This window comes from Desulfovibrio sp. SGI.169 (genome assembly GCF_050313595.1).
Classification (GTDB): domain Bacteria; phylum Desulfobacterota; class Desulfovibrionia; order Desulfovibrionales; family Desulfovibrionaceae; genus Desulfovibrio.
The window spans coordinates 45,740-69,867 of the sequence record NZ_JBNPLS010000002.1 but is presented as its reverse complement, the minus strand read 5'-3'; the positions used below and the strand labels follow the sequence as shown (position 1 = coordinate 69,867).

At 63.4% G+C, this 24,128-nt stretch carries 18 protein-coding genes, 2 tRNA genes and 1 pseudogene; 15 read left to right on the top strand and 6 right to left on the bottom strand.

Going from position 1 to position 24,128, the window contains the following annotated elements:
• The first annotated feature begins 10 nt into the window (after window positions 1-10).
• The 9 genes and pseudogenes from ACQRA4_RS01840 to ACQRA4_RS01800 all read left to right on the top strand — a co-directional run bounded on the left by ACQRA4_RS01840 (window position 11) and on the right by ACQRA4_RS01800 (window position 11,630).
• Entirely contained in the window at window positions 11-2,083 is a 2,073-nt protein-coding gene (locus ACQRA4_RS01840; protein ID WP_427821378.1) for a proton-conducting transporter membrane subunit, read from the top strand.
• On the top strand, window positions 2,080-3,039 hold the full coding sequence (locus ACQRA4_RS01835) for a respiratory chain complex I subunit 1 family protein (RefSeq protein ID WP_427821377.1): 960 nt from the start codon (window positions 2,080-2,082) through the stop codon (window positions 3,037-3,039). The genes ACQRA4_RS01840 and ACQRA4_RS01835 overlap by 4 nt, the downstream gene beginning before the upstream one ends.
• Window positions 3,040-3,055: 16 nt before the next feature.
• Window positions 3,056-3,679 (top strand): hydrogenase-4 component E, encoded by a 624-nt coding sequence (locus ACQRA4_RS01830; protein WP_427821376.1) that lies wholly within the window; start codon window positions 3,056-3,058, stop codon window positions 3,677-3,679.
• Between the two features lie 6 nt (window positions 3,680-3,685).
• Window positions 3,686-5,191, top strand: a complete 1,506-nt coding sequence (locus tag ACQRA4_RS01825) for a proton-conducting transporter membrane subunit (protein WP_427821375.1) — start codon at window positions 3,686-3,688, stop codon at window positions 5,189-5,191.
• Window positions 5,192-5,196: 5 nt separating this feature from the next.
• Window positions 5,197-6,729 (top strand): NADH-quinone oxidoreductase subunit C, encoded by a 1,533-nt coding sequence (locus ACQRA4_RS01820; protein WP_427821374.1) that lies wholly within the window; start codon window positions 5,197-5,199, stop codon window positions 6,727-6,729.
• 9 nt (window positions 6,730-6,738) lie between these two features.
• Window positions 6,739-7,560 (top strand): 4Fe-4S dicluster domain-containing protein, encoded by an 822-nt coding sequence (locus tag ACQRA4_RS01815; protein WP_427821373.1) that lies wholly within the window; start codon window positions 6,739-6,741, stop codon window positions 7,558-7,560.
• A gap of 227 nt (window positions 7,561-7,787) precedes the next feature.
• The gene (locus ACQRA4_RS01810) at window positions 7,788-9,107 is read left to right on the top strand and encodes a tyrosine-type recombinase/integrase (RefSeq protein WP_427821372.1); all 1,320 of its coding nucleotides are present in this window, start codon (window positions 7,788-7,790) and stop codon (window positions 9,105-9,107) included.
• 195 nt (window positions 9,108-9,302) lie between these two features.
• Window positions 9,303-10,685: pseudogene (locus ACQRA4_RS01805) on the top strand (outer membrane homotrimeric porin); the annotation flags it as partial.
• 231 nt (window positions 10,686-10,916) lie between these two features.
• A complete protein-coding gene (locus tag ACQRA4_RS01800) occupies window positions 10,917-11,630 on the top strand; it encodes a DUF134 domain-containing protein (protein ID WP_427821371.1) in 714 nt (237 codons plus the stop codon).
• 610 nt (window positions 11,631-12,240) lie between these two features.
• On the opposite strand, the gene ACQRA4_RS01795 is transcribed toward ACQRA4_RS01800, so the two are convergent.
• Window positions 12,241-12,912: an adenylate kinase gene (locus tag ACQRA4_RS01795; protein WP_427821370.1), complete on the bottom strand. Its 672-nt coding sequence runs from the start codon at window positions 12,910-12,912 to the stop codon at window positions 12,241-12,243.
• A gap of 442 nt (window positions 12,913-13,354) precedes the next feature.
• Between ACQRA4_RS01795 and ACQRA4_RS01790 the strand changes: the two genes are divergently transcribed.
• Complete coding sequence (locus tag ACQRA4_RS01790) at window positions 13,355-14,164, top strand: DUF169 domain-containing protein (RefSeq protein ID WP_427821369.1); 810 nt, start codon at window positions 13,355-13,357, stop codon at window positions 14,162-14,164.
• Between the two features lie 74 nt (window positions 14,165-14,238).
• Here the strand turns inward: ACQRA4_RS01790 and ACQRA4_RS01785 are convergent, their stop codons facing one another.
• A complete protein-coding gene (locus ACQRA4_RS01785; protein ID WP_427821368.1) occupies window positions 14,239-17,415 on the bottom strand; it encodes an AsmA family protein in 3,177 nt (1,058 codons plus the stop codon).
• 200 nt (window positions 17,416-17,615) lie between these two features.
• Between ACQRA4_RS01785 and ACQRA4_RS01780 the strand changes: the two genes are divergently transcribed.
• Window positions 17,616-18,629, top strand: coding sequence for a glycosyltransferase family protein (locus tag ACQRA4_RS01780; RefSeq protein ID WP_427821367.1), 1,014 nt, complete (start codon window positions 17,616-17,618; stop codon window positions 18,627-18,629).
• Between the two features lie 12 nt (window positions 18,630-18,641).
• Here ACQRA4_RS01780 and ACQRA4_RS01775 read toward each other — a convergent pair whose 3' ends face one another.
• Window positions 18,642-18,977, bottom strand: coding sequence for a hypothetical protein (locus tag ACQRA4_RS01775; RefSeq protein WP_427821366.1), 336 nt, complete (start codon window positions 18,975-18,977; stop codon window positions 18,642-18,644).
• Between the two features lie 119 nt (window positions 18,978-19,096).
• On the opposite strand from ACQRA4_RS01775, the gene ACQRA4_RS01770 reads away from it, so the two are divergent.
• Entirely contained in the window at window positions 19,097-20,479 is a 1,383-nt protein-coding gene (locus ACQRA4_RS01770; protein ID WP_427821365.1) for a radical SAM protein, read from the top strand.
• Between the two features lie 165 nt (window positions 20,480-20,644).
• Window positions 20,645-20,869 carry a SlyX family protein gene (locus ACQRA4_RS01765; protein ID WP_427821364.1) on the top strand — a complete coding sequence of 75 codons (225 nt, stop codon included), beginning with the start codon at window positions 20,645-20,647 and terminating at the stop codon, window positions 20,867-20,869.
• A gap of 192 nt (window positions 20,870-21,061) precedes the next feature.
• Here the strand turns inward: ACQRA4_RS01765 and ACQRA4_RS01760 are convergent, their stop codons facing one another.
• From ACQRA4_RS01760 to ACQRA4_RS01750, 3 genes are all read right to left on the bottom strand, one after another.
• Entirely contained in the window at window positions 21,062-21,553 is a 492-nt protein-coding gene (locus ACQRA4_RS01760; RefSeq protein ID WP_427821363.1) for a DUF523 domain-containing protein, read from the bottom strand.
• Window positions 21,553-21,813 carry a hypothetical protein gene (locus ACQRA4_RS01755; protein WP_427821362.1) on the bottom strand — a complete coding sequence of 87 codons (261 nt, stop codon included), beginning with the start codon at window positions 21,811-21,813 and terminating at the stop codon, window positions 21,553-21,555. Before ACQRA4_RS01755 ends, ACQRA4_RS01760 begins: the two co-directional genes overlap by 1 nt.
• Window positions 21,814-21,875: 62 nt before the next feature.
• Window positions 21,876-23,603 (bottom strand): YeiH family protein, encoded by a 1,728-nt coding sequence (locus ACQRA4_RS01750; RefSeq protein WP_427821361.1) that lies wholly within the window; start codon window positions 23,601-23,603, stop codon window positions 21,876-21,878.
• Between the two features lie 263 nt (window positions 23,604-23,866).
• Here ACQRA4_RS01750 and ACQRA4_RS01745 point away from each other — a divergent pair.
• Both ACQRA4_RS01745 and ACQRA4_RS01740 read left to right on the top strand, forming a co-directional pair.
• Window positions 23,867-23,941, top strand: a tRNA-Gln gene (locus ACQRA4_RS01745).
• An 8-nt stretch (window positions 23,942-23,949) separates the two neighbouring features.
• Window positions 23,950-24,026 (top strand) — tRNA-Glu (locus ACQRA4_RS01740).
• Window positions 24,027-24,128 lie beyond the last annotated feature (102 nt).

Here is a 24,128-nt window from a genome sequence, read left to right as displayed (position 1 = left end):
GGAAAAACGCATGGAACTGCTGCTCACGGCCTTTCTGATTCTTTTGGCGGCCGCGCTGGCCACGGCGCTGCTCGCGGCGCTGGCGGCCTTTTACCCGCCCAGCGTCGCCAACTGTCGCGCGGCCAACTGCCTGGGCTCGGGCTGCGCGGCCCTGGGCTGCCTTACCGGCCTTTGCGCCGTGCTTGCCGGCCCCTGGGACACGACCCTGATTCTGGAGCTGCCCTGGGGCCTGCCCGTCGGCGCTCTGGTTCTGGGCCTTGACCCCCTGAGCCGCATCTTTCTGCTGCCGGTCTTCGGCCTGGGCATGGTCTGCGCCCTTTCCGGCGGCCTGTCCCTGCGCCATACCTCGCCGCGCGAACACAATCTGGGCGCGCACTGGTTTTTTTATCTCCTGCTTCTGCTGGGCATGGCGGTGGTCATGAGCGCGCGCGACGCCGTGCTCTTTTTGCTGGCCTGGGAAATCATGTCTCTGGCGCCCTTTTTTCTTATCGACTTTAACGACGGCGACAGCAAGGTGCGCGACGCCTCCTGGGTGTATCTGGTGGCCGCGCATCTGGGGGCTGTGGCGCTGATCGCCTTTTTCGGCCTGCTCTGGCAGAGCGCCGGCTCCACCTCCCTGGCGGCCCTGCAAGGCGGCGCGGCCCTGCGCGAAGCGGGCCCCGGCGTTCTGGCCGCGCTGTTCATTCTAGCCGTGCTGGGCTTTGGGGCCAAGGCTGGCCTTGCGCCCCTGCATGTCTGGCTGCCCGAAGCGCACCCCGCCGCCCCCAGCCATGTGTCCGCCCTGCTGTCCGGGGCCATGATCAATGCCGGCCTTTACGGCCTGATCCGCAGCCTGAACGTGCTGTCGACCCTGTGGGCGGCGCCCGAATGGTGGGGCTGGTGTCTGCTGCTGCTGGGTCTGGCCACCGGCCTCATGGGCATTCTGAAAGCGCTGGCGCAAAGCAATCTCAAACGCCTGCTGGCCTATTCCAGTGTGGAAAACATGGGCCTCATGTTCATGGGCGTGGGGGCCGGGCTTATCGGCCAGAGCGCCGGCAACGCCTGGGTGGCCCTGCTGGGCTTCGCGGGCGCGCTGCTGCACATGCTCAATCACGCGGGCTTCAAGGGCCTGCTGTTTCTCTGCGCGGGCGAAGTGCTGCATGCCACGGGCACGGTTCACATGGAACTGCTGGGGGGGCTGCAAAAACGCCTGCCCCTGCTGGGCGCGGCCTTTGCCCTGGGCGCGGCGTCCATTGCCTGCCTGCCGCCGCTGAGCGGCTTTGCCGGGGAATTTGTGCTGGCCCTGGCCATGCTGGACGGCCCCATGCTGCCCGGTGTGGAACGGCAGATGGGCCTCTTGCTGGCATTGACGGGTCTGGCCCTGATCAGCGGTCTGGCCGCCGCCCTCTATGCCAAGGCCTACGGCATCACCTTTCTGGGCGAGGCGCGCACAGGCTTCGCGGCCAATGCCCATGCCGTGTCCTGGCGCACGCTCTGGCCTCTGGCCCTGCCCGCCCTGGCCTGCGTGGCGGGCGGCCTGCTGGCCCCGCTCTTTTTCGGTCTGGCCTCGCTTACGGCCCTGAACGCGGCGCCCCCGCCCGACGGGCTGATGGCCGGCGCGCTGGAGGTCATGGCCCAGGTGCGGGACAGTCTGCGCATGGTTTCCCTGTTGGGCGCGGCGGGTCTTTGTCTGGCGCTGGTTCTGCTGCTGGGCCGCCGCCTGCTGCTGCGGCGACGCGGCTTTCCGCCCTCGCGGGCGGGGCGGACGCCCACATGGGGCTGCGGCTTCCGCGCGGAAAAGGCGAGCGCGGCGCGCATCCAGTATACGGACGCCTCTTTTTCGGAGCCTCTGGCCAAGGTGTTCGCCCCGGTCATGGGCCTCAAGGCCTGCCGCCGCCCGGCAAGCGGCCTTTTTCCCGGTCGCGCGGCCCTGAACGTGACCGCGCCCGACCGCCTGCGCAGCGGCCTGTTCACGCCCCTGTTCGAGGCTGTGGAACGCCTGTGCAATGCCTGCAAGATTCTCCAGCACGGCAAGATACATCTCTATATCCTCTATATTCTGGCCACGGTGGTGGGCCTGCTGATCTGGGGGCTGCACACATGACTCAGGGCATGGTCTTTTACCTCGTTCAGCTTTTCCTGGCGCTGACCCTGGCGCCGCTGCTGCCCGGCATCATCAACCGGGTCAAGGCCAAGTTTGCGGGCCGCCGGGGCAAGCCCCTGCTCCAGACATACTATGATCTGGCCCGTCTGCTGCGCAAAAGCGAAGTGCTCGGCCGCACAGCCACCTGGACTTTTGTCGCGGGCCCCGGCGTGGCTCTGGCAGCCACGCTCTGCGCCCTGGCCCTGCTGCCCCTGGGCGGCGCGCCCTCGCCCCTGGGCTTTGGCGGGGATTTTCTGCTGGCCGCCTATCTGCTGGGCATGGGCCGCTTTGCCCTGGTTCTCTCGGCGCTGGATACCGGCTCGTCCTTCGAGGGCATGGGCGCCAGCCGCGAAGCCGCCTTTTCGGCCCTGGCCGAACCGGTGCTCTTTCTGGTCTTTCTGGCGCTGACCAGTCTGAGCCTGGATATTGGCCGCCACACTGACCAGAGCGTGGATCTGGCCACGGCCTTTTCCCTCTCGGCCATGTTCGGCGGACAGGCCGCCGAGGCATGGCTGGCGGGCCGCGCGGAGCTTTTGCTGGCCCCGGCGGTCTTCTTTGTGCTGCTGCTGGTGGAGAACTGCCGCATCCCGATGGATGATCCCAATACCCATCTGGAACTGACCATGATTCACGAAGTCATGGTGCTGGATCATTCCGGCCCCAATCTGGCCATGATTGTTTACGGCGCGGCCCTCAAGCTCTGGTTTTTCGCCGCACTCACGGCCGGGCTGCTGACGCCGCCGCTGCCGCTCTGGCAACAGGGCGGGCTGTGCCTGCTGATAATTCTGGCCGTGGCCGTGGCCGTGGGCGTGGTGGAGTCAGTCATGGCCCGTCTGCGGCTGACGCGCATTTCCCACCTGCTGGGCGGCGCGGCGGCAATGGCGTCTCTGGCGCTGATTCTGACCCAGGCGCGATAGGCACGCGGAGAAGAGCATGACCACACTTCTGCCCACCATTCTTTTTCTGCTCCTGCTCAACAACCTGCTTTTGCTGGGCGCACCGCGCCTGCTGGGGCTGATCCGGCTCACGGCCTTTCAGGGCATTCTGCTGGCGGCTCTGCTGCTCTGTCTGGATCACGCCCTGCTGGCCGGGGCCGTGCTGCTGATCAAGGGTCTGCTGCTTCCCGGCCTGCTGCTGCGCACCAGAAAGGGCCTGCACGCGGCCACGGGCCTCAAGCCCCGTCTGCACCGGGGGCTGGGCATTCTGGCGGGCATGGCCGGGCTGGTGTTTTCTCTCTGGCTGGAAGCGCGGCTGCTCATTCTGCCGGGGCTTTTCCCGCCGCTTTTGCTGCCCACGGCCCTGACGACCCTGTTCTGCGGGCTGATTATGGTGGTGGGGCGAACCACGGCCCTTTCCCAGGTCATCGGTTATCTGGTGGCGGAAAACGGCATTTTTCTGCTGGGAGCGCCGCTGATGACCTCCGGCGCGGTCTGGTTTGAGCTGGCCCTGCTGCTGGACGTTTTTGTGGCGGTTTTTGTCATGGGCATTGCCATCAATCATATTGGCGAAACCTTTGAATCCATTGACGTGGGGCGCTTTCGCAGCCTCAGGGACTAGACGCGCATGCTGGAAGCCCTGCTTTTTCTCCCGCTCTGCGCGGGTCTGATCATGCTGGCCGTGGGTAACGCCGCCTTCTGCCGGGGGCTTTTGCCCCTCACTGGCCTGGCGCACGCCGCCCTGTCGCTGCTGACGGCGGCGCGCGTGGCTCAAGGGGAAAAACCCGCGGCCCTGGGCGGCCTGCTGGCTCCCGACCCGCTGGGCGCGCTCTTTCTGGCGCTGGCCAGTCTGCTCTTTCTGGCGGCCTCAATCTACGCCCTTGGCTATCTGCGCGAAGAAGAAAGCATTGAAGAACGCACCTGCATCCAGGACGGCCGCCCCTTCACCAACGCGCCTGAGCGTCGCTTCACAGCCTGTCTCTGCTTCTTTCTCGCGGCCATGACTCTTGTAACCGCCACGCCGCATCTGGGGGCGCTCTGGGTGGGCATTGAAGCCACCACGCTGTCCAGCGCGCCGCTGATCTATTTTCACCGCCACCAGCGCTCGCTGGAAGCCACCTGGAAATACCTGATCATCTGTTCCGTGGGCATCGCTCTGGCCCTGCTGGGCAACATTCTGCTTTCCGTCGCCTTTTACGCGCCCGCCGGGAGCGGAGGCGGCGAAATGGCGACCGGGGGCATGGATCAGACCGGCTGGTTCATCCGGCACGCGCAAACGGCCGCGCAACCCTGGCTCAAGGCGGCATTCATCTTTCTGCTGGTGGGCTATGGCACCAAGATGGGCCTGGCGCCCCTGCACAACTGGCTGCCCGACGCCCACAGCCAGGCCCCTTCGCTGGTTTCGGCCCTGTTGTCCGGCGCGCTGCTCAACTGCGCCCTGCTGGGCATATTGCGCGGGCACCAGATCATGCTGGCGGCGGGCCTGGGCGGCTTCAGCGGCGGCCTGCTGGTCTTTTTCGGCCTGCTTTCCCTGATCACCGCCGCCATCTTCATTGTGGGTCAGGGCCACTACAAGCGCCTGCTGGCCTATTCCAGCGTGGAGCACATGGGCATCCTGGCGCTGGGCACGGGTCTGGGCGGGCTGGCGGCCCAGGGCGCCCTGCTGCACTCCGTCTGCCATTCCCTGACCAAATGCATGCTTTTTCTGCTGGCGGGCAACATTCTGGCCCGGTACCACACATTCTCCAGCTACGACGTGCGCGGCCTGCGCTGGACCATGCCCGTCACCGGCGCGCTCTGGACGGCGGGCTTTCTGGCCATAGTCGGTTCGCCGCCCTTCGGCATCTTTGTCAGCGAGTTTCTGATTCTCAAGGGCATGCTGGCAAGCGGCGCTCACGGCGTAGCCGCCGTGTATCTGACGACTTTGGCCATCATTTTCGTCGGCATGTCCGTGGCGGTGCTGCGCATGGTGCAGGGCTCCCGGCCCGCGGACATGCCGCAGAACCGGCGCGAGACCCTGCTGAGCGTGCAGTCGCCCCTGATTCTGGGCCTGGCCGTGCTGACCCTGGGCATCTGGACGCCCGACTGGCTGTGGCGCTTTCTGCAACGCGGCGCGGCGCTTATCGGGGGGTAGGAAACATGGACATGTTTTCTTTTGACTACCGGCGGCCCGCAGACCTGGACTGCCTGCCCCGCCTGAACCCGGCGGAACTGCGCGCGCGGGTTCTCCAAGCCGTGAACGACGGCTGGCGCATGCTGGCCTTTTTTGGCATGCCCGAGGCGACGCGGGCCGGCGCGCCCGCGACTCTTTGCTGCGTTCTGGCTCATGACGCCGCGCGCAGACTGGCGGCCCTGCGCACGCCCCCGCTGAAACAGTTTCCCTCTCTCACGCCTGACTGCCCCCAGGCCCATTATTTTGAACGCGAAATTTACGAACAATGGGGCCTGGAACCTGTGGGCCATCCCTGGCTCAAGCCCGTGCGGCGCACGCCCGACGCGGAAGAGGAGGGGGAAGGCGCGGCCTATCCCTTTTACCGGGCTGACGGCGTCGAAGTGCATGAAGTGGCCGTGGGGCCGGTGCATGCCGGCATTATCGAGCCGGGGCACTTTCGCTTTCAGTGCTACGGCGAAAACGTGCTGCACTTGGAAATCGCTCTGGGCTACCAGCATCGTGGGCTGGAGGCCATGCTCGCCGCCGCTTCCGCGCATGGGGCGGCGCAGACGGCCGCCCGCCGTCTGCGGCTTCTGGAATGCGCCGCCGGGGATTCCAGCGTGGCCCATGCCACGGCCCATTGCGTTCTGTGGGAACGCCTGACCGGCCAGGATGTGCCCGAACGCGCCTGGCTTCTGCGCCGCGTGGGGCTGGAGCTGGAACGCCTGGCCAATCACTGCGGCGATCTGGGGGCCATTGCCGGCGATACGGGCTTTTTGCCCACCTCTTCCTGGAATGGCCGCATCCGGGGCGATTTTCTGAACATGACCGCCAGCGTGTGCGGCAACCGCTTCGGGCGCGGCCTGCTGCGGTACGGCGGCACGGCCCATGACCTTTCCCCGGAAGACTGCGACGACCTGCTGACACGGCTGCGCGCCGCCGGAAGAGACACGCGCGGCGCCGTTGACATCATGCTGGACTCGGCCAGCGTGCGCGACCGCCTGAGCGGAACAGGCGCCCTGAGCGGCGCGGATGCCCGCGCCCTGGGGCTGGTGGGCGTGGCCGCGCGCGCCTGCGGCCTGCCTCTGGACGCCCGCTTCCACGCGCCCGTGTCTGATCTGCCCTGCGGCATCGACCAGCCCCGCCTGGAACAAGGCGGCGACGTGCTGGCCCGCGCCCTGGTGCGCAGCCATGAAATGGACGACTCTCTGGCCCTGCTGGAGGCGGATCTGACCCGTCTGGCCGCCTGTGCTGAAACGCGGGATGTCGCGCCGCCGCCCGCGCTTCCTGCCCGCCTGCCCGCCCGCAAGCTGGCTGTGGCCCAGGTGGAGGGCTGGCGCGGCGAGATCTGTCATCTGGCTGTTACCGACGCTGACGGGGAGCTGCTGGCCTGCAAGATCGTGGATCCCTCCTTCCACAACTGGCCCGGTCTGGCTCTGGCCATGCGCAACGGCCAGATTTCAGACTTTCCCCTCTGCAACAAGAGCTTCAATCTTTCATACTGCGGCCACGATTTGTGAGGCATGCCCATGTTGCGCATCATCAAGGAACGTCTGCACCAGAAATATCGCACCCTGGACTATCCCCGGCAGAACCCCGCGCTTTCGCCGCGCTACTTGGGGCGTCCCGCGCTCACGAGCGTGGAGTGCGGCGACTGCCGCGCCTGTTTCGACGCCTGCCCCACGGGCGCGCTGCTGCCAGGCCCCGCCGGGCCCGACGGACGAGCGCGCACGCCGCTCCTGGACATGGGCCGCTGCATTTTCTGCGGGGCCTGCCGCGACGCTTGTTCCAAGGGGGCCTTCCGTTTCAGCGGCGAACACCGCATGGCGGTTTTCCAGCGCGAGGATCTGCTCGTCTCAGCCGCTCCTGATTCGCAATCCGGCGCTTCGGCCCCGGCGTATGAGCCGCCCCGTCCCCCACGCGATTACAAGCTGTTCCGCCGCTCCCTCAAGCTGCGCCAGGTCAGCGCCGGGGGCTGCGCCGCCTGCGAGGCTGATTGCAATGTGCTGGGCACTCTGGCGTATGATCTGGGACGCTTCGGCATCGAATTCGTGGCGTCGCCACGCCATGCCGACGGCCTGCTGATCACTGGCCCGGCAAGCGCGCACATGCGCCGGGCGCTGCTGGATACCTGGGCCGCCACGCCGGAACCGCGCCTGCTGGTGGCTGTGGGGGCCTGCGCCATTTCCGGCGGCCTGTTTCGGGATAGCCCGCAATGCCGCAACGGCATGGACGGTCTGCAAGAGTCCGGGGGCGCAGACGGCCCGCGGGCGGATGTTTTCGTGCCCGGCTGTCCGCCCAATCCCTGGAGCATTCTGGACGGTCTGCTTTCTCTGCGCCGGCAGGCCTGAGCCGCCCAATCTCCCGGGCAATCTGATTCAGGCCTGCCCTGACGTTCATTGCTGGCGCGCTTTCAGCAAATAGGCTCAGGCTGCCGCTGCCCGGCGGTTCTCCCTCCGCGCGCCTGTTGGTACAAGTGTTGGTATCTTCGCCCGGCCTTGCGGGTGGATAACATCTTGCATCTCCCCTCTTTCTGCCCTTTTCTTCCCTGGCGGCATCCGGCCGCAGGAGAAAGAGCATGAAACTTACGGAAAAGGCCGTCCGCGCCGTCGCGGCCAACGGCAAGGTTCAAAAGCACGCCGACGGCGGCGGGCTTTTTTTGTATGTCACCCCCAAGGGGAGAAAATCCTGGCGGTTGGCCTACCGCTATCTGGGGCGGCAAAAACTGCTGGTCATCGGCCCCTGGCCGGAATTCAGCCTGCTTGAGGCCAGACAACGGCGCGAAGCGGCTAAAAAGATGCTGCTGGCGCATATTGACCCCAGCGCGGCCAAACGGGCGGCCAAAGCCGAAGCCCTGGCCGCCGCGCGCAACACGCTGGCAGCCGTGACCCAGGACTGGCTGGACAAATTCGCCGGGCACTGGGCCCCCCGCACCGCCAACGCCATCGCGGGAGACCTCACGCAAACCCTGCTCCCCGCGCTGGGCGCGCGCCCCATCAAGAGCATCACCCCGCCGGAATTGCTTCACCTTCTGCGCGGCGTGGAATGCCGCTCCGTGGTCAAGGCGCACAGGCTGCTGTCCGAATGCGGACGCATCTTCCGCTATGCCGTCGCCACCGGCCGGGCCGAGCGGGATGTGGCCGCGGATCTGCGCGGCGCGTTGCGCCCCCTGCGCTCCCGCCATCTTGCCGCACTGACAAACCCCGGCGAAATCGGCCGCCTGCTTCGCGCCCTTGACGGCTACTGGAGCAGTTTTCCGGTTCAATGCGCGCTGCGGATGGCCCCTTATGTTTTTGTTCGCGCCAATGAACTGTCCGGGGCGCGCTGGCGGGAGTTTGATCTGCACCGGGGCGAATGGCGCATCCCCGCCGAACGGATGAAAAACCGCGTGGCCCATATCGTGCCCCTGGCCCGGCAGGTTGTGGAAATTCTTGAACAGTTGCGCGGCCATAACGGCGACGGCCTCTTTCTTTTTCCCGGTCGGCGTTCCAGCCAGAACGGCATCACCCCCCTGACGCTGGTGAAGGCGCTCCGCCGCCTGGGTTATGACAAGGAGCAGATGTCCTTCCACGGTTTCCGCTCGCTGGCCTCCACCCTGCTCAATGAACAGGGCTACAAAAGCGACCTGATTGAACGTCAGCTGGCCCATTGCGAGAAAAACCGGGTGCGGGCCTCGTACAACCATGCGCAGTACCTGCCGGAACGCAAAAAAATGATGCAGGAATGGGCCAACTACCTTGACCGCCTGCGCAACGCGCATCAGGAGGGGCAGCCGGCGGGCTCGCGGGATAAGCCTGACGGAGCATGGAGGGCGGGCCCGGCAGGTCATGCCGACGCGACAGCACCTGACGACGCCAGAGCTTCTTCACCTTGCGACGATCTGTCGACAGAGAACTGACAGCCAACAAGCCGGCGCTGTGCCGTTATGGAGTCGCCAGACCGGCACAGCGCCGCTTCCCGCGTTGGTATCGTTGCGGGTATTTTCTTCTTATTCTTATTTTTATTATTTTATTTCAATATAGTATGATAAAATCATGATTTTGGTCAAAACGGAAACTTCACCGGCGGCAACGGCCGGACTGGCTATAATGGCGGGGAGGACGAATTCCAGGCCAAGCAGCGCGTGCGTTTGCAGTTGGACGCCGTGGCCTCCGAGGCCCTGTCCGGCACCGTGTTCTTTGAAATCGGCGCGCAGGTCTGGGGCAAGGATAAAAGCAACGGCGGCGCGCTGGGCGCTGACAATGCCGATGTCGTCAAGGTGAAAAACGCCTACATTGACTGGCTGGCGCCGCAGACCGACCTGAAGGTGCGCATGGGCATCCAGGGCCTGGCCCTGCCCAGCTTTACCACCGGCAGCAATGTCTTCAATGACGATGTGGCCGCCGTGGCGGCCTCCTACCAGTTCAACGAAAACGTGGGAGTCACCGCTTTCTGGGCGCGTCCCTTCAATGACAACGCCAGCTATAGCGATGGCTACAAAACCGCCAACAAGACTTACGGCAACTACATGGACAATGTGGACATGTTCGGCCTGTTGGTGCCCCTGTCCTTTGACGGCGTGAAAGTGACCCCCTGGGGCATGATGGCCGCCATCGGCCCCAACGCCTTCCGTACTGACGGCGAGTATTACGGCAACTTTGCCGGCACGAGCGCCAAGTTCCCCAGGGCCGGCATGTTCCCCGTGGGCGGCGCCCGTCACAAGGACGGCTTTAAGGATGGCAAACGCTTGAGCGCCTACGGCGCCGCCTGGTGGGCTGGCCTGACCGGCGACATTACTTACTGGGATCCCTTCCGCATCGCCTTTGATTTCAACTACGGCGCTGTGGATTATGACGACAGCCGTCTGAACCGCTCCGGCTGGCTGGCCTCGCTGCTCTTTGAATACAAGCTGGATTGGGCTATCCCGGGCCTGTACGGCTGGTACGCTTCCGGCGACGACAACAACCCGGCCAACGGTTCCGAGCGCATGCCCAGCATGAGCGTGAACAACAACAATAACGGCTTCTCCAACTTCGCCTTCAACGGCAACCCCTACATTGCCCGTGAAAACACGCTGGGCTACGATATGTCCGGCACCTGGGGCATTGGCGCGCGCTTGAAGGACATAAGCTTTGTGGAAGACCTCAAGCACACCTTCCGCGTGAACTACATCGGCGGCACCAACAGCCCGACCATGGCCAAGCGCTATCTCAGCGGCGCGGATCGCCCCGGTTACCATTCGTTTGTCGATGGTCCCAACGAGGGCGCTCTGGGCATGAACCCCCTGTACATGACCACCAATGACAGCGCGCTGGAAATCGGCCTGAGCAACGAATACAAGATGTACGAAAACTTCATCGTGTATCTGGACGCCGCCTATCTGGCCACCTGGATGGATCACTCCAAGTCCGTCTGGGGTCACAGCAAGATGAACGGCAAGGACGACGAAGTGCGCGACCCCTGGAACGTCAACCTGAGCTTCGTGTACTCCTTCTAGTCCACGCTTCATTCCGGTTTATGCAAAAAAAGGGGCAGAGCGAGACAACCTCGATCTGCCCCTGAAATCTCTGGTGGAGAAGAAGGCCGGCGAACACAATAGGCATCGCTCTTATATTATTATTTGAACGCTCCACCGGCGTTAGGCGGTGGAGCGCTCAATTTTTTGATGCCCTTGACAATTCGCGGATGGCATCTTAAATGCTCATTTGAGCAAAATAACCGAGGAGCCATGCCCAGACCCTGCCATTGCCGCCGCATAGCCGCTTTGCCCAAAGCGGTCTATTTCAAGCCCCGGGGCATTCCGCTGAGCGAACTGGCGGAAATCGTGCTGCCCGTGGATGGGCTGGAAGCGGTGCGGCTGGCGGATCACCAGGGCCTGAACACGGACGAGGCCGCCGCCCTCATGGGCGTTTCGCGGCATACTTTCGGCAGGTTGCTGCGCAAGGCGCGTCACTGTGTGGCTCAAGCCCTGATTGAGGGGCGGGCGTTACGCATTGCGGGCGGCGTGTGCGCCTTGACCGAGGAAACCAATCTTCAAGGAGAAACTCAAATGAGCGAAAAAATTTTTGTGGCTGTTCCCTCTGATGCGCCTGGCGGGTTGGAAGCCGCGCCCAGCGCGCATTTTGGCCACTGCGACGCATATACTCTGGCTTTTGTGGAAAACGGCGCTGTCAGTGGCGTGCGTGTGCTGCCCAACAGTGGGCATGAACACGGCAATTGTCTTCAGCCTGTGCAGGAACTGGCCGCGCAGGGCGTGCGCGCCTTGCTGGCCGGCGGCATGGGCATGCGCCCGCTTAACGCCATGCAGGCGGCGGGCATCACTGTGTATTACAGCGCTGGGCATGCCTCGGTGGGCGATGCCCTGAGAGCTTTTGCGGAAGGCAAACTGCAGGCGTTCGGCACTGAACAGCTTTGCCGGGGCGGCTGCAACCACCATCACTAAAACAGGCGGGCTTTGAGCTTGCACAGTGCAACAGTCAATATCGCGCCGCATTGGAGCCTCGCGCCGGCAAGGAGCGTTTGGGCCTCACAGTGGCCGTCAGCTCCCGACAGGCGCGGAGCGTTTGCAATGACGGCCTGTGCTGTCACGATAATAGGCTGAACATTTCATAAGAATATTTTTATGAAATGTTCAGCCAGACAGAATGCAACATTCTTTTCGGCTTTCAGAGGGCTGCGCCAGCCAGTCTCCAGATGCCGATCAGGTCAGACGCCTCCCGGCATTTTCACTGGAAGCCAGAGCGTTTCGCGCATGAAATGCTCACGGAGCCGGCGGGGCGAGACTCCGCGCCACATCGAAGGCCGCCACTCACTTGCGGCGTCAGCTCCGCTGGAGGCGTGAAACCCGCGTGGAATCATGGCTGGCAGACATTTTCAAAGGCAAAACCTTCCGGGTTCAGCCCTCATAAAAAGCATCGCCGTTGACGCGAAAGACAATCGCTCTCTCGCCAGAACAGCGCTCCTTTAGCTGATGAGGCAGTTGCTGACGGCTGCCTGCCCCTTGGCAAAAAAAGCGCCCCTTGCGGGGCGCTTGCGGTCATGCCGGCTGCGGCTCAGTCCAGCTTGGAAAGCAGGGTTTCCTTGATGGAATCGATGCTGCCCTCGCCATTAAGCTCAATGTACTTTGTCTTGCCCTGACTGGCCAGATTCTTGAAAAAATAGGCCGCGGCCAGGGTGCCGTCCACAGTATTGTAATAAATGTCATGGCGCTTGTTGATGGCCGCCTCGTCCTGGTCGTCGCTGCGGGTGGAAAGCGCCGCCCCGCAGACGCGGCACTTGTCGCCGTCGGGCTTGATGGCGTCAATAAAGATATTATTGGGGTGGTTATTGTTTTCCTTGCAGAGGCGGCGGCCCATGATGCGGTTTTTGGCCACTTCGCGCGGCAGCAGAATTTCCACCACATAGTCGAGCTTGAGACCTTCCTTCTGCAGGGCGTCCCACAGTTTTTCGGCCTGCACCATATTGCGCGGGAAGCCGTCCAGCAGCCAGCCGTCCTTGCCCTTGGTTTTCAGGGTTTCCAGCACCATGGGGATGGTGATGTCGTCGGGCACCAGATCGCCGCGGTCAATATAGGCCTTGGCTTTTTTGCCCAGTTCCGTGCCGCCGCCGATATGTTCGCGGAAAATGGCCCCGGATTCAATGTGCGCGAGATTGTACTTTTGCTTGATCAGATTGCCCTGGGTACCCTTGCCGCTGCCGTTGGGACCGAAAATCAGAATATTCACGGTTGCTCTCCTTGACGGAACCGGATGTTGATTTGTGCAAAAAAGAACACGCTCTCTGCGGTTCTAGCCCGAAAAAAACATCCTGTCAACGGGAGCGGCGAAGAACGGACGGCGTGTGCGGACAAGACAGGCCACGCCCGCCGCATGCGCATGCCCGGCACGCTCAACCGGAGAGGAAGGCGGCGAGATGCGGCCCGCCCCCTTCAGCCTTCGGGCCGGGTGTTTCCCCGTCGCTCCGTTTTGCCGCTCTGTCTGAACGCGGAATGGCCCAAACCGGTTATGCCCTAGGCAGAGATATCGCGCCGCGTGTTTACTCAGGGCATATTTTAGAATATGCTGTCTTGGAAATATCCCGCGCCGCGGGGAGCCTCGCGGCTTCCCCTGGTGAATACTCCGGCCGCATTTACGCCGTGTTCACGAGTTCTGCCCGCAAGGAGGAATCATGCCCCTGTCTTTTCAGGAGATGGAATCCATTCTTATGGAGCAGTTGCGCCTCTACCACCATCCCGTAGCCGTGACCTGGCTGTTTACCGACAAGGATGTGGAAGAGTTCAGGCGCAGCACCCCGCATGTGGTTCCGGTCAAGCCGCTGACCTTCTGCCAGTGGGAGACGGCGGCGCGCATGCAGGGCAAAACCGTACTGGGAACGGCGGAAACTCTCGCCTGCGCCAACGCCCGGGTCAGCTTCGGCTGGCGCGATATTGATGAAAAAGAAGTGAAATCCCAGCTCAAGTATTGCGTGGACGAGGCGCAGGTCAAGCGCTTTCTTCTCTCCAAACCGCGTCTGCCCATGAACGGCGTCAGGGCTGTGGCCGCGGGGCCGCTGGGCAAGGCGGCGCTGCCGCCGCATGTGGTTCATTTTTATTGCGACAGCATACAGGCCTACCACCTGGCCGTGGACTACATGGCCGCCACCGATACGCATCCCCTGCGTCCCCAGATCACCATGAGTTCCTCGGCCTGCGGCGGTTCCGTCTTCTGCTGGCGACAGAAGACCTTTAACCACTGTCCCCCCTGCTCCGGCGCGTATAACGCGGGCAAGACCGAACGCGGCGAGACCTATGTCTTTATCCCCGGCGAGCATCTGGAGGCTGTGGCGCGCCGTCTGCTTCAGCGCATCGAAAAAAGCGGATCCAGTTCCGTGACGCGGCCGGGGGATTACTTTCCTGGTGGGGATATCTGCAAAAACTGCCCCCTGATCATTTTCAAAAGCGGCGACGGCGCGGCCTGCAAAGGCTGCGACAAAAAATAGCGGCGCAGGGGGCTTTCATGCGCATTGCTTCACAACCAGCCGCGCGATGAAGCACTGCCGCCGCCTGTCATGGTTCAGCGAAACAGCTTCCAGGCGCCTTCGACAATGCCGCCCAGCACGTCCACAAAGCCGGAGGTGATGCCGCCGATGGTGTTCAGAATCAGCTTGCCCGCGCCGATGGAACTCTTGCTGTCGTGCAGGCTGCCGTAGAGACGCAGGGGGAAATCAGGCAGATTTTTCATATTTACGGTAAAGTTGCAGTCCAGCGTCTCGTCGTTCAGGTTTATCCGGCCGCCGCCATGCACTTTCAGGCCCGGCCCCTGAAGAATGAAGTCCTGGCTGCGAACCACGCCCGCCGTGATGGAACCCGATGCCGAAGCCAGACCGAAAAGTGTGGGCTTGCCCTTGAGCCTGCCGTCGCCGCCGCGTTTCTGATAGGAACCGTCCCGCACCGTAAAGCGCCAGGCCCCGTCCAGCGCCGCGGGCAGCTGGCCCGGCCCGGTCAGCGCGCCGCGCACCTCGGAACTGAGGCTGCCCCGGCCCCCCAGAACCGCGTCGCCGCCCCTGTCGCGACTGGCGGCGGCCAGATCAAAGTCCGCCACAGCCAGAGAGCTTTCAAAGCGCAGCCCCCTGGTAAAGTCGATTTTACTCTGGCTTTGCAGGGTTGAACCATAAAAACGGGCCGTGCCGGGGCCGCAATGCAGCAGGCCGTTCTCCAGCGTGAAGGGCAGCTTGAGCTCCTGCGCTTTGAAGCGCCAGCCGATCAGATTCTTGACGCGGAGTTCGCCCCTGGCGTTGAAGTCGCGCATGAAGCCGAAATTCCACTTTTCACCTGACGGCCCGGCAGCGCCCTTTTGCTGAGCCGGTGCGTCCTTTTGGTCATGCACATAACGATTCAGGTCAACCGTATCCACGCCGAGAGCCATATGCAGCCCCGGCTGCGGCGCGCGCAGAGAGACGCTCAGCGAACCGTCAATCACGCTCTGATCCAGGCGGGCGCGGATATTGCTCAGCGAAAGAGCGTCCGGGCCGCCCTTGAAATCCGCTTCAAGGCTGACCCTGTTCAGGCTCGGCGGCAGTTTGGCCGCCGTATTGAATGCCAGCCGCAGGGTGCGGTTCAGGTTACGGCTGAGAGCCGAAACCGAACCCTGCCAGGCCAGGCCGCCCTTGCCGCCGCTGATCTGGGCCTGCCCCCGAAGCTCCACGCCCAAAGCGCTGGCGTGCGCGTTGCCGACAGCAAACAGGCCGCGCGCGCCCTGACAGGAAAAATCGCCGCTGATATCCGCCTGCAAGCCTTCGGGCAGAGAGCTGAGCGCCGGGCTCAGGCGCAGGCTCAGATTGCCGGGCAGGTTTCGGAAATCCAGATTGCCGCTGCCGCCGAACCAGAGCCTGCCGTCCAGATCGGCCCGCCCGTTGAGGTTCGCGCTGTTCAGAGCGCCGCGCCACTGTCCGTCCAGACCCAGACGCCCCTTTTCCCACACGGCGGAGCGCGCCCTGAGCTCCACCTCCATATCGCTGAAAGCCAGATCGCCGGCGGCATCGGGCAGGCGCAGGCCGCCCCGCTCGCCGCGCACGTTTATGACGCCCCTGAGCTTGCCCAGAAATTCCGCCAGCTCCCGCCCCTGGCTCATGATCTCCACATTGGCCCGCAGGCGGCCGCTTTTGACCGGCAAAACGGGCAAGGCTCTGCCCAGGGGCGCGCCGTTCACGTCACGCAGGCGCATGGAAATGGCATAGGCGTGCGCCCGTCCGCCGCCCAGTATGCACTCTCCGTGCAGGTCGCCGCCGTAAAGCCGCCCGTCCGCCGTGATCAGGGTGTCTTCCAGCCCGTTTTTATCCAGCTTGCCGGGGGTGATGACCACCCTGGCGTCTTCGATGAACAGGGGGCCGTAATCCACGCCGGCAGCGGCCAGACGAATGTCGTACCCTATGCCGGTTTCGCCGGGCTGAAGGGGCTCGCCGGGCATGGGCGTCAGCGCTTCGTGAAAAAAACGGGGCGCCGGCGGCGGCTTGCCCACGGATTCGGGAATGGCCAGCCCCAGATTGAGGCGATCCGCCTTGAGGTCAAGAGCCACCTCCGGTCTGGCCCAACTGGCCACGCCCCCCGAGCCGGTAAAGCGCGCCCCGGCGCAGCGCACCGCGATGCGCGGCACTTTCAGGCCCTGACCGTCCAGATGAAAATCCAGACTGCCGTCGGTGAGATTGTCCAGGGCCAGCTGCAGGCCGGGCGCGAGGTTGCGGGCAAAACCCAGCCATTGGGTCAGGCTCGCGCGGTGCAGCAGCAGGCGGCCGTCCAGGCTGAAGCCCTGCCCCATGCCCGGCAGACGCAATGTTCCGCTGAGTTCCCCGCTGTCCGGGCCAAATTCCAGCTGTATGCGCTCCAGGCTGACGCCTTGCTTGCCGCCGCGCATGGCCGCCGTGCCGGCCAGCCCGAAGGGCAGCGATTCCCGATCTCTGGCCAGGGCCCCGCGCAGATCCGCGCGCGCGGTCCAGCCTGTGGATTCCCCCTGCAAATTGAGCGCCAGCCTGAATTGCTCCAGGTGGGGCGGCCAGCGCAGCGCGCCGCTGACCAGCAGCCTGGGCGTGGCCGTGAGCGGCTCGCGCAGATCGCTTTCACCTTCAACCAGAAAATGATCCAGACGAACCAGAGACGCCCCCTGCCGCCGCAACAGCGCCGCGCCCAGAAACACGCGGCCACTGACGCGGGCAGGAGACTCCGTATCCAGGCGGCATTGCAGGCCGTCCAGTTGCAGGCGCGCCCCGTCCGCGCCCGTCAGATCAAGCTCGCCCTGAACAATGGTCACGCGGCAGTCATCAGGCAGTTCGGGCAAAGCGCCGCCCCCGCCGCCATAGCCTCCCGCCAGCGCCTCAGGGTCGCCCAGGGGCAGGCGCAGCGCGCCGCGCAGCCGGGGCCGCAGCAACGAAACATTGCGCGGCTCAAAGGCCCCGCGCAGCAGAGCCCAGAAATCAGGGCGCAGGGTGGCGTAGGCCACGGAGAAATGCAGGCCGTTCCCTTCCACCGAAGCGTTGCTCACCGCGATGGAGGGCACGGGCAAAAGGGCCACATCCACGCCCTCCACGGCAAAAACCAGGCCGGTGCGTCTGGAAAGCTCGTCCAGATAATGGCGGGTGAGGGCTTCGGGGTTGCGCTGCAAAAGATGGATGGCCGTCGCCAGCAGAACAGACAGGCCAATCAGCAGCGCCAGAAAGATGCGCAAGAGAAGCCGTGTACGGCAGGAACTCAAAAACATGATTGATACCGGCTCAAGCTGTTGAGCGCCAAGAACGCGGAGAACGCCCGCCCGGCCGAATACGCCGAAACGCCGCCCGCTGTTCCGCGCCTTGACGCCGCGGGGCGTCAGGGCTAGGTTGAAAACCTATTTTATCTTGCCGTCTTTGGCAACAGCCCGGCGGACGGCGTCAGCCGGGTTTTGGCCGCCTCTGGGGGGCTATGCAACGTCTTTTATGGATCGGCAGCCCGTTTTTCTGTCATGCCCTGCGCGACTGCGGCTGGCAGGATGTGGCCCTGCATAATTTTGAAGATGCCCGCGTGTTCTGCTGGGAGGAGCTGGTGCGTCTGGCCGGTTTTACGCCGGATGTGCTGGTGGTGGCTGATAAAAGCCGCCCGCCTTTCGTGCTGGGCGTGGAGCGCTTTCCCTGCCTGACGGTTTTTTACAGTGTGGATTCGCATATCCACAGTTGGCAGCCCCTGTATGCCCAGGCTTTTGACGCCTGTCTGGTTTCTCTGCGCGATCATCTGGAACGCTTTTCCGGCCCCTTTCTGCCGCCCGGGCGGGTCTGGTGGTCGCCCCCCTTCGCCCAGGACGGGGACCAGCCGAACCCCGATGCGCCCAAACTCTGGGATTGCCTGTTCGTGGGCACGGTCAACGAAAACACGCCCCGGCGCGCCGCCTTTCTGCAAAATCTGGCGCGCCGCCTGCCGGGCCTGCATGTGCAGCGCGGCGACTATCGCGCGCTTTTCCCGCAGGGGCGCATCCTGCTCAATCATTGCGAGCACGGCGACCTGAATTTCCGGGTTTTTGAGGCGATGGGCTGCGGCGGCTGCCTGTTGACGCCGCGCGTGGGCCATGGCCTGGCCGGGCTTTTTGTGGACGGCGAACATCTGGTGGGTTACGCGCCGGACGATGTGGGCGACGCGCTGTTCCGCATCAGGCTGCTGCTCAACGCCCCCGAGCTGATAACCTATATCGGTGAAACGGCTCTGGCCGAGATCAATGCCGGGCATCGCGCGCGGCATCGGGCCCAGGCATTTACGGATCAGCTCTGTGATCTCTGGATGCAGGACGCCACAGCGTTGATCGCCGCGCGACAGGCCAGAGCCGAGGCCATCCGCGAGCAGTGTCTGAAAATGCCCTATCTGCTCTGGGCCGGGGAACTGACGGCGCCGGCCATCAAGCAGGCCTATCTGGCGGCGGCCAGAGGCGACTTTGGCCTGGCGGGCTGAACAGCGGCGGAATCAGCGGGGATTTGCGGGGTCGTCCGCGAGCGGATCAAAATGCAGATCCAGCGCGGGGTCAGTGGCGGGCTTTTCATCCTTGCCCGGACGGCCCGGCTGAAGCGGTTCCTCAAAGCTCAGACGCAAAAGAGGGTCATGGGCCGGCGCTGCGCCGGTGGGCCGGGGCGCTGGGCCATCCACGCCGCTCAGAGCATCCAGGCGCGACTCCATGGCCCGCAGCAGGACGCGCATCTGGGCGTGTTCGTCCTGCAAGATGCGACAGAGGCGCTCCTGACTGCGCAGCATATGGAACAGCACAGCCAGCATGCCCAGAAAACATAAAAAAATGAACAACATGATGGAAAACATGGCGGGCCTCACAAAAACGCTGTGCGCGTCGGACGAACGGGGAACGCCCGCCCGTATCGCGCTTTTCCGCTTATATACGTTCACCCCGGCTTGGGCAAGGAGGATTTATGACAGCGCGGCGTCCTGAACCGCATCTGGTCATGGCCGATGGGGAGGGCAACATCTATGACGACCCCGATCTGCTGATGGTCTGCCGCAGGGGGGCTCAATGGGGTCTGCCGCGCCCGGACGAACTGACGCCCCTGCCTGATGAAAGCGAACTCTTTCTTCTGCCGGGCCGCCGGGCTGTGGGTCTGAATCCGGAAAGCGGCAAAATTGAGGCGCTGGATCAGCTGGCCGTGGCCGCCTTTGCCGCGCCCGCGCACACGCTCTCCGCGCATCCCGCCTATGAAAGCGAAGCGGGTGCGCCCCTGCTGCCCCTTTTCGCTTACGGCGCGGTGGGCTTCGCCCGCGGGCGCTTTTACGTCTGCGCCCGCAAGGTGGATCAGGACCCGCGCCAGCAGTTCCGCCGCATTCCGCGCGGCCGCATTGAACAGAACGTGCGACGGCTGTTGCGCGAACATCCAGACAACCGCCTGATCCGCCATATTCTGAATAATTGCGTACTGCGCTATGACTGTCCGGCGGCGCGCAACTTCGCCCTGGGCCGCTATGAAGCGCCTCTGCCCACCTCGCGCGCCTGCAACGCGCGCTGCGTGGGTTGCATCTCGGCCCAGGACAAGGATTCGCCCGTGGCCGTGACGCCCCAGTGCCGCCTGGCCTTCACGCCCGACGCCTCTGAAATTGTGGAGGTCATGCGCCTGCACCAGAGCCGGGAGAGGGCCACGCCTGTCTATTCCTTTGGCCAGGGCTGCGAGGGCGACCCCCTGACCAACGCCGACCTGTTGGTGGAAAGCGTGCGCCTGTTCCGCGCCGGAGGCGGTCGGGGCACAGTCAACTGCAACACCAACGCTTCCAGCCCCGAAGCCGTGGCCCGCCTGGCCGAAGCCGGGCTGACCAGCCTGCGCGTGAGCTGCAACAGCGCCCGCGCAAACCTCTACCAGCGCTACTACCGCCCCGCCAACTACAGTTTCAGCGACGTGCGCGCGTCCATCCGCGAGGCGCGGCGGCGCGGCGTCTTCGTCTCGCTCAATCTTCTCTTTTTTCCCGGCGTCACGGATACCGAGGAGGAACTGGAGGCCCTGGCCCGCCTGGCGGGAGAGGACGGCGTGAGCATGATCCAGTGGCGGAACCTGAACATTGACCCGGAATGGTATTTTCGGCTGATGAGCGGCGGCGCGGAGACGGGCGACGCCCTGGGCATGGCTCCGAGCATGGGTCTGGCCGTCTTCATGAAGCGGCTCAAAAAACTTTGCCCCTGGCTGCGCTACGGCTACTTCAATCCCTATCTGGGCGATGCCGCGGAAATAGCGGCTCCCCTGCCCGGCGCGTGGCGCATGCCCGAACCCCACGCCAGAAACGCCTCCGCTGGTGAAACGCAGCTCGCGTGAGCCTTTGAAAGGCCTCCGCGCTGAAACAGGCCTTCCCCCCGGGCAACATTTCTTTCGCGTCGGCGGTGGAAATGCCCTTGCTTTTACCGGGGTGTTGCCCCACTTTTTGCAAAATTAACGAATTCGAGTGCGAAGTGACGCAAATAACGAGCCAGGGAGAAAACCATGCCAGATAGGGAACAACGCCTGAACCGCCTGGAAGAGGCGAGTTTCTTTCAGGAACAGCGCCTGCAAGAGCTGGACGCGGCGCTGACGGCCCAACAGTCTCAACTGGACACGCTTGAGAGGGAACTGGCCGGCGCTCTGGCCATCATCCGCCTGTTGCGGGAAAAACTTTCCGAACAGCCGGACAACAGCCTGCCGCCGCATTTCATGCCGGAACGCTATTAGGCTCAACCCTCATTTGCATATCGTTATGGGCCTCAATAGTTTGCACTATGTGGCACTTTGCCGCTTCGCCGGTTCTCATGCGCGCGGCAAGGGGTCGGCGTCCATGTTCGCGGTCGCCGCACGCTTCACGAAGGGCGGATTTCGCAGGCATCAACGACGCCGGAACAGCCCCAATGTTTATGAGGGTGCGCCCTATTCCTGATGCGGGCTGATCACTGTCCCGGGATTCGTCGCATCCTTTCCGCCCAAGCCTGGCGGCAAGCGCTCCTCACTGAACAAGGCAAAACCAGCCTCACGCAGCAACCGGGCCCAGATGCCCTCGCCGGGACACAATCTGCGACTGAACGTGCCGTCATAAATCTGGCCAAAACCACAGGAAGGGGAACGACTTTTAAGGATGGCCGCCGTGCAGCCGCAGCGTTGCGCTGCGCTCAGGGCCAGTTGAGCGCCCCGCAGAAAGCTCTCTGTCAAATCCCGTCCGTCCTGGGAAAGAACACGCCCTCCCGCCAGCTCGCAGGGGAGACGGGGCACGGATAATCCCGCCAGACTTTCCGGGCAGACCGGGACAGCCCGCCCTTCTTCCACCAGGCGGATCACCGCCGCGCAGGGGTTACTGCCGCCGTCATAACGGCAGGCCAGACCGGCCAGGCAGCCGCTGACCACATAGAGCGGCGCATCTGGCATCAGTGTTCCGCCGCCATCATGCGCCGCTGCCGCATGCCCTCGCGCACAGCCCGTCTCGTAGCCTCTTCAGCCTCCTGGGTGGCGGGCACGTTAGAGTAGTACAATGCCCCACTGTCCAGACCGTATTGCTCCTGCGCCGCGTCATAGCGCTGCCAGGCGGGCGACAAAGCCACCAGGCGCGGCGTCAGTACGGCAAAAAAGAACCACAGGGCCACGGCTAAGCCACCCATTTTCAAAAGATTGCGTATGACAGGCGACATGGCCCCCCCATATAAAAAAGGGCCGCCGCGCCGAAGCACGGCGGCCCTTCATGCAATGAGCGTTAGATCTTGGCCGTGATTTCGGGGAAGACCTTGTAGAACATGATCCAGGCCATGAGCAGCGTCAGGCACAGGTTCAGGGACTGGCCGCATACATACAGGATGATGGGCTTGCCGCCCTTGAAGTACTTGCCCAGTTCGCGGAAGTTGGTGGTCAGGCCGATGGCGACAAAGGCCAGACCAAAGAACCAGCCGCGCAACGGCACGGAAATCTTGTTGGTGCCGTTATCCACCAGCATCTTGCTCAAGTCCGCGCCGAGTCCGCTGCTGATCAGCGAGAAAATGACGGAGACAGCCAGGAAGCCGATGACGAACTTGGGGAAGCGATGCCAGATTTCCATGGCGCCCACGCTTTCGCCGGCCCGTCCCTCAACCTTGGTGGAGAAGTAGATGGCCACGCAGAAAGCGGTTACGCCAATGAGCACATTCTGAATCATCTTGACGGTAGCGGCCACCTGAAGGGCCTTGGGGCCGATGAACGCGCCAGCGGCGGCCACAGCGCCCGTGGCGTCCACGGTGCCGCCAATCCAGGCGCCGCCAAGCACTTCAGGCATGCCGACGGCCTTGATGAAGGCCGGCATAGCGACCATCATGATGGCCGTGAAGGTCAGCGAAAGACCAATGGAAAGCGTCAGCTCCTCTTTTTTGGCGCGCGCCGCGGCGGCCGTGGCGATAGCCGCCGAAGTGCCGCAGACGGACATGTCAGCGGAAATGACGATGTTCAAGGTTTTGGAAGGCATCTTCAGCACCTTCTGGCCGAAGATATAGGTGCTGATCAGCACGATGGGCGTCACAACCCAGGCCACAAAAATGCCGGGGATGCCGATGGCCATGATCTTGTGGAAGAGCACTTCCGCGCCCAGCAGCACCAGACCGGTTTTGATGAAGTATTCCACCTCCGCGCCTTCTTTGAGCCATTTGGGCGTGCCAATGGTGTTGGCGACAATCATGCCGATGGCGATGGACCAGATTTCGGCGTTGAGGCCGTAAAGCCGCATGGTTTTCTGATTGCCGAGAATGCTGGCCAGCACGCAGAGCAGATACACGCCCAGGAAGCCGACAAAGAACTTGCCCACGTTAAAGCCCATGAACATGGCGCCGATGGAGGTCAGCACCGCCAGCACGAGGCCAAGCACAATCAGCGAGGGAATGCGGTTAAAGGGCTTGACCAGCTTTTTGGCGGCGTCGGCCGTCTTTTTCTTGGCGGCCTGCCACTCGCCGATGGCCTTTTCAGCGGCGGCGTTCAGCGTGGCGTCGCCGAACGCGGCTCCGGCGGCGGCGGCTTCAGCCTCTTTGGCCAGGGCGAGGGCGGCGGCTTCAGCCTGCTTGGCCGCGTCAACTTTCGGCTGAACGGCTTCATTGGCCTTGTCAGCCTGAGCCTTCGACATCATCAGCGCGTCCAGAGGATTGGACTGCCAGCGGGCCGGCGTTTTCAACTGGTCAATGATCGCCTTGACAGAGGCCAGTTTTTGCCCCTGAAGCCCCTTCTGAGCGGCGGAGGCCTCATACCATGCCACAGTTTTGAACGGTTTGGCGGACTCGGTCTTCATGACCGCCGCGTACTGGTTGTATTTGTCCTCCAGACCCTGCCGACCGCCGAAGACCGTGCAAAGGGCCACAACCAGGATGAAGAAGCCAATCCAGATAGCCCAGTAATCTTCCTTTTTCCACAAATCGGACCATTGCGACTTTGCTCTGTCGACAACAATCGCCGAACTTTCCTGAGACATCCCTTTCCTCCTGTCAGCATCTACTGTTTTTAGACACGTCCGACCAGCCGGAGTGTGCCGTAGCGCCGTTAACACTCTTTTGATCCGGCCTAATAACCGTAAGCATTATACACAACCACATGCCCACTTTCAAGCCGCGAATCACCCCATTCGCGACATTTTGGTCAGAACGCCGTAACCATCCCCGCTGGAAAAACTTTCTGAATTTTAGACGAAAAATAATTGACAATCCCAACCGCTTCATCTATGTTTTCACCTCGCGTTGGGCTGTCGTTCAATTGGCAGGACGGCGGATTCTGGCTCCGCTAATCAAGGTTCGAGTCCTTGCAGCCCAGCCAGCACATGCGTCCCCATCGTCTAGCCGGCCCAGGACAACGGCCTTTCACGCCGTCGACAGGGGTTCAAATCCCCTTGGGGACGCCAAATTTGGGTACAAAGAAGAATGCCAAAGTCCAAAAGACCTTGGCATTCTTTGTTTTTTCTTTCCAGTACGGTTTCCCGAAGTCCAGCCTCGTCCGCTTGCAT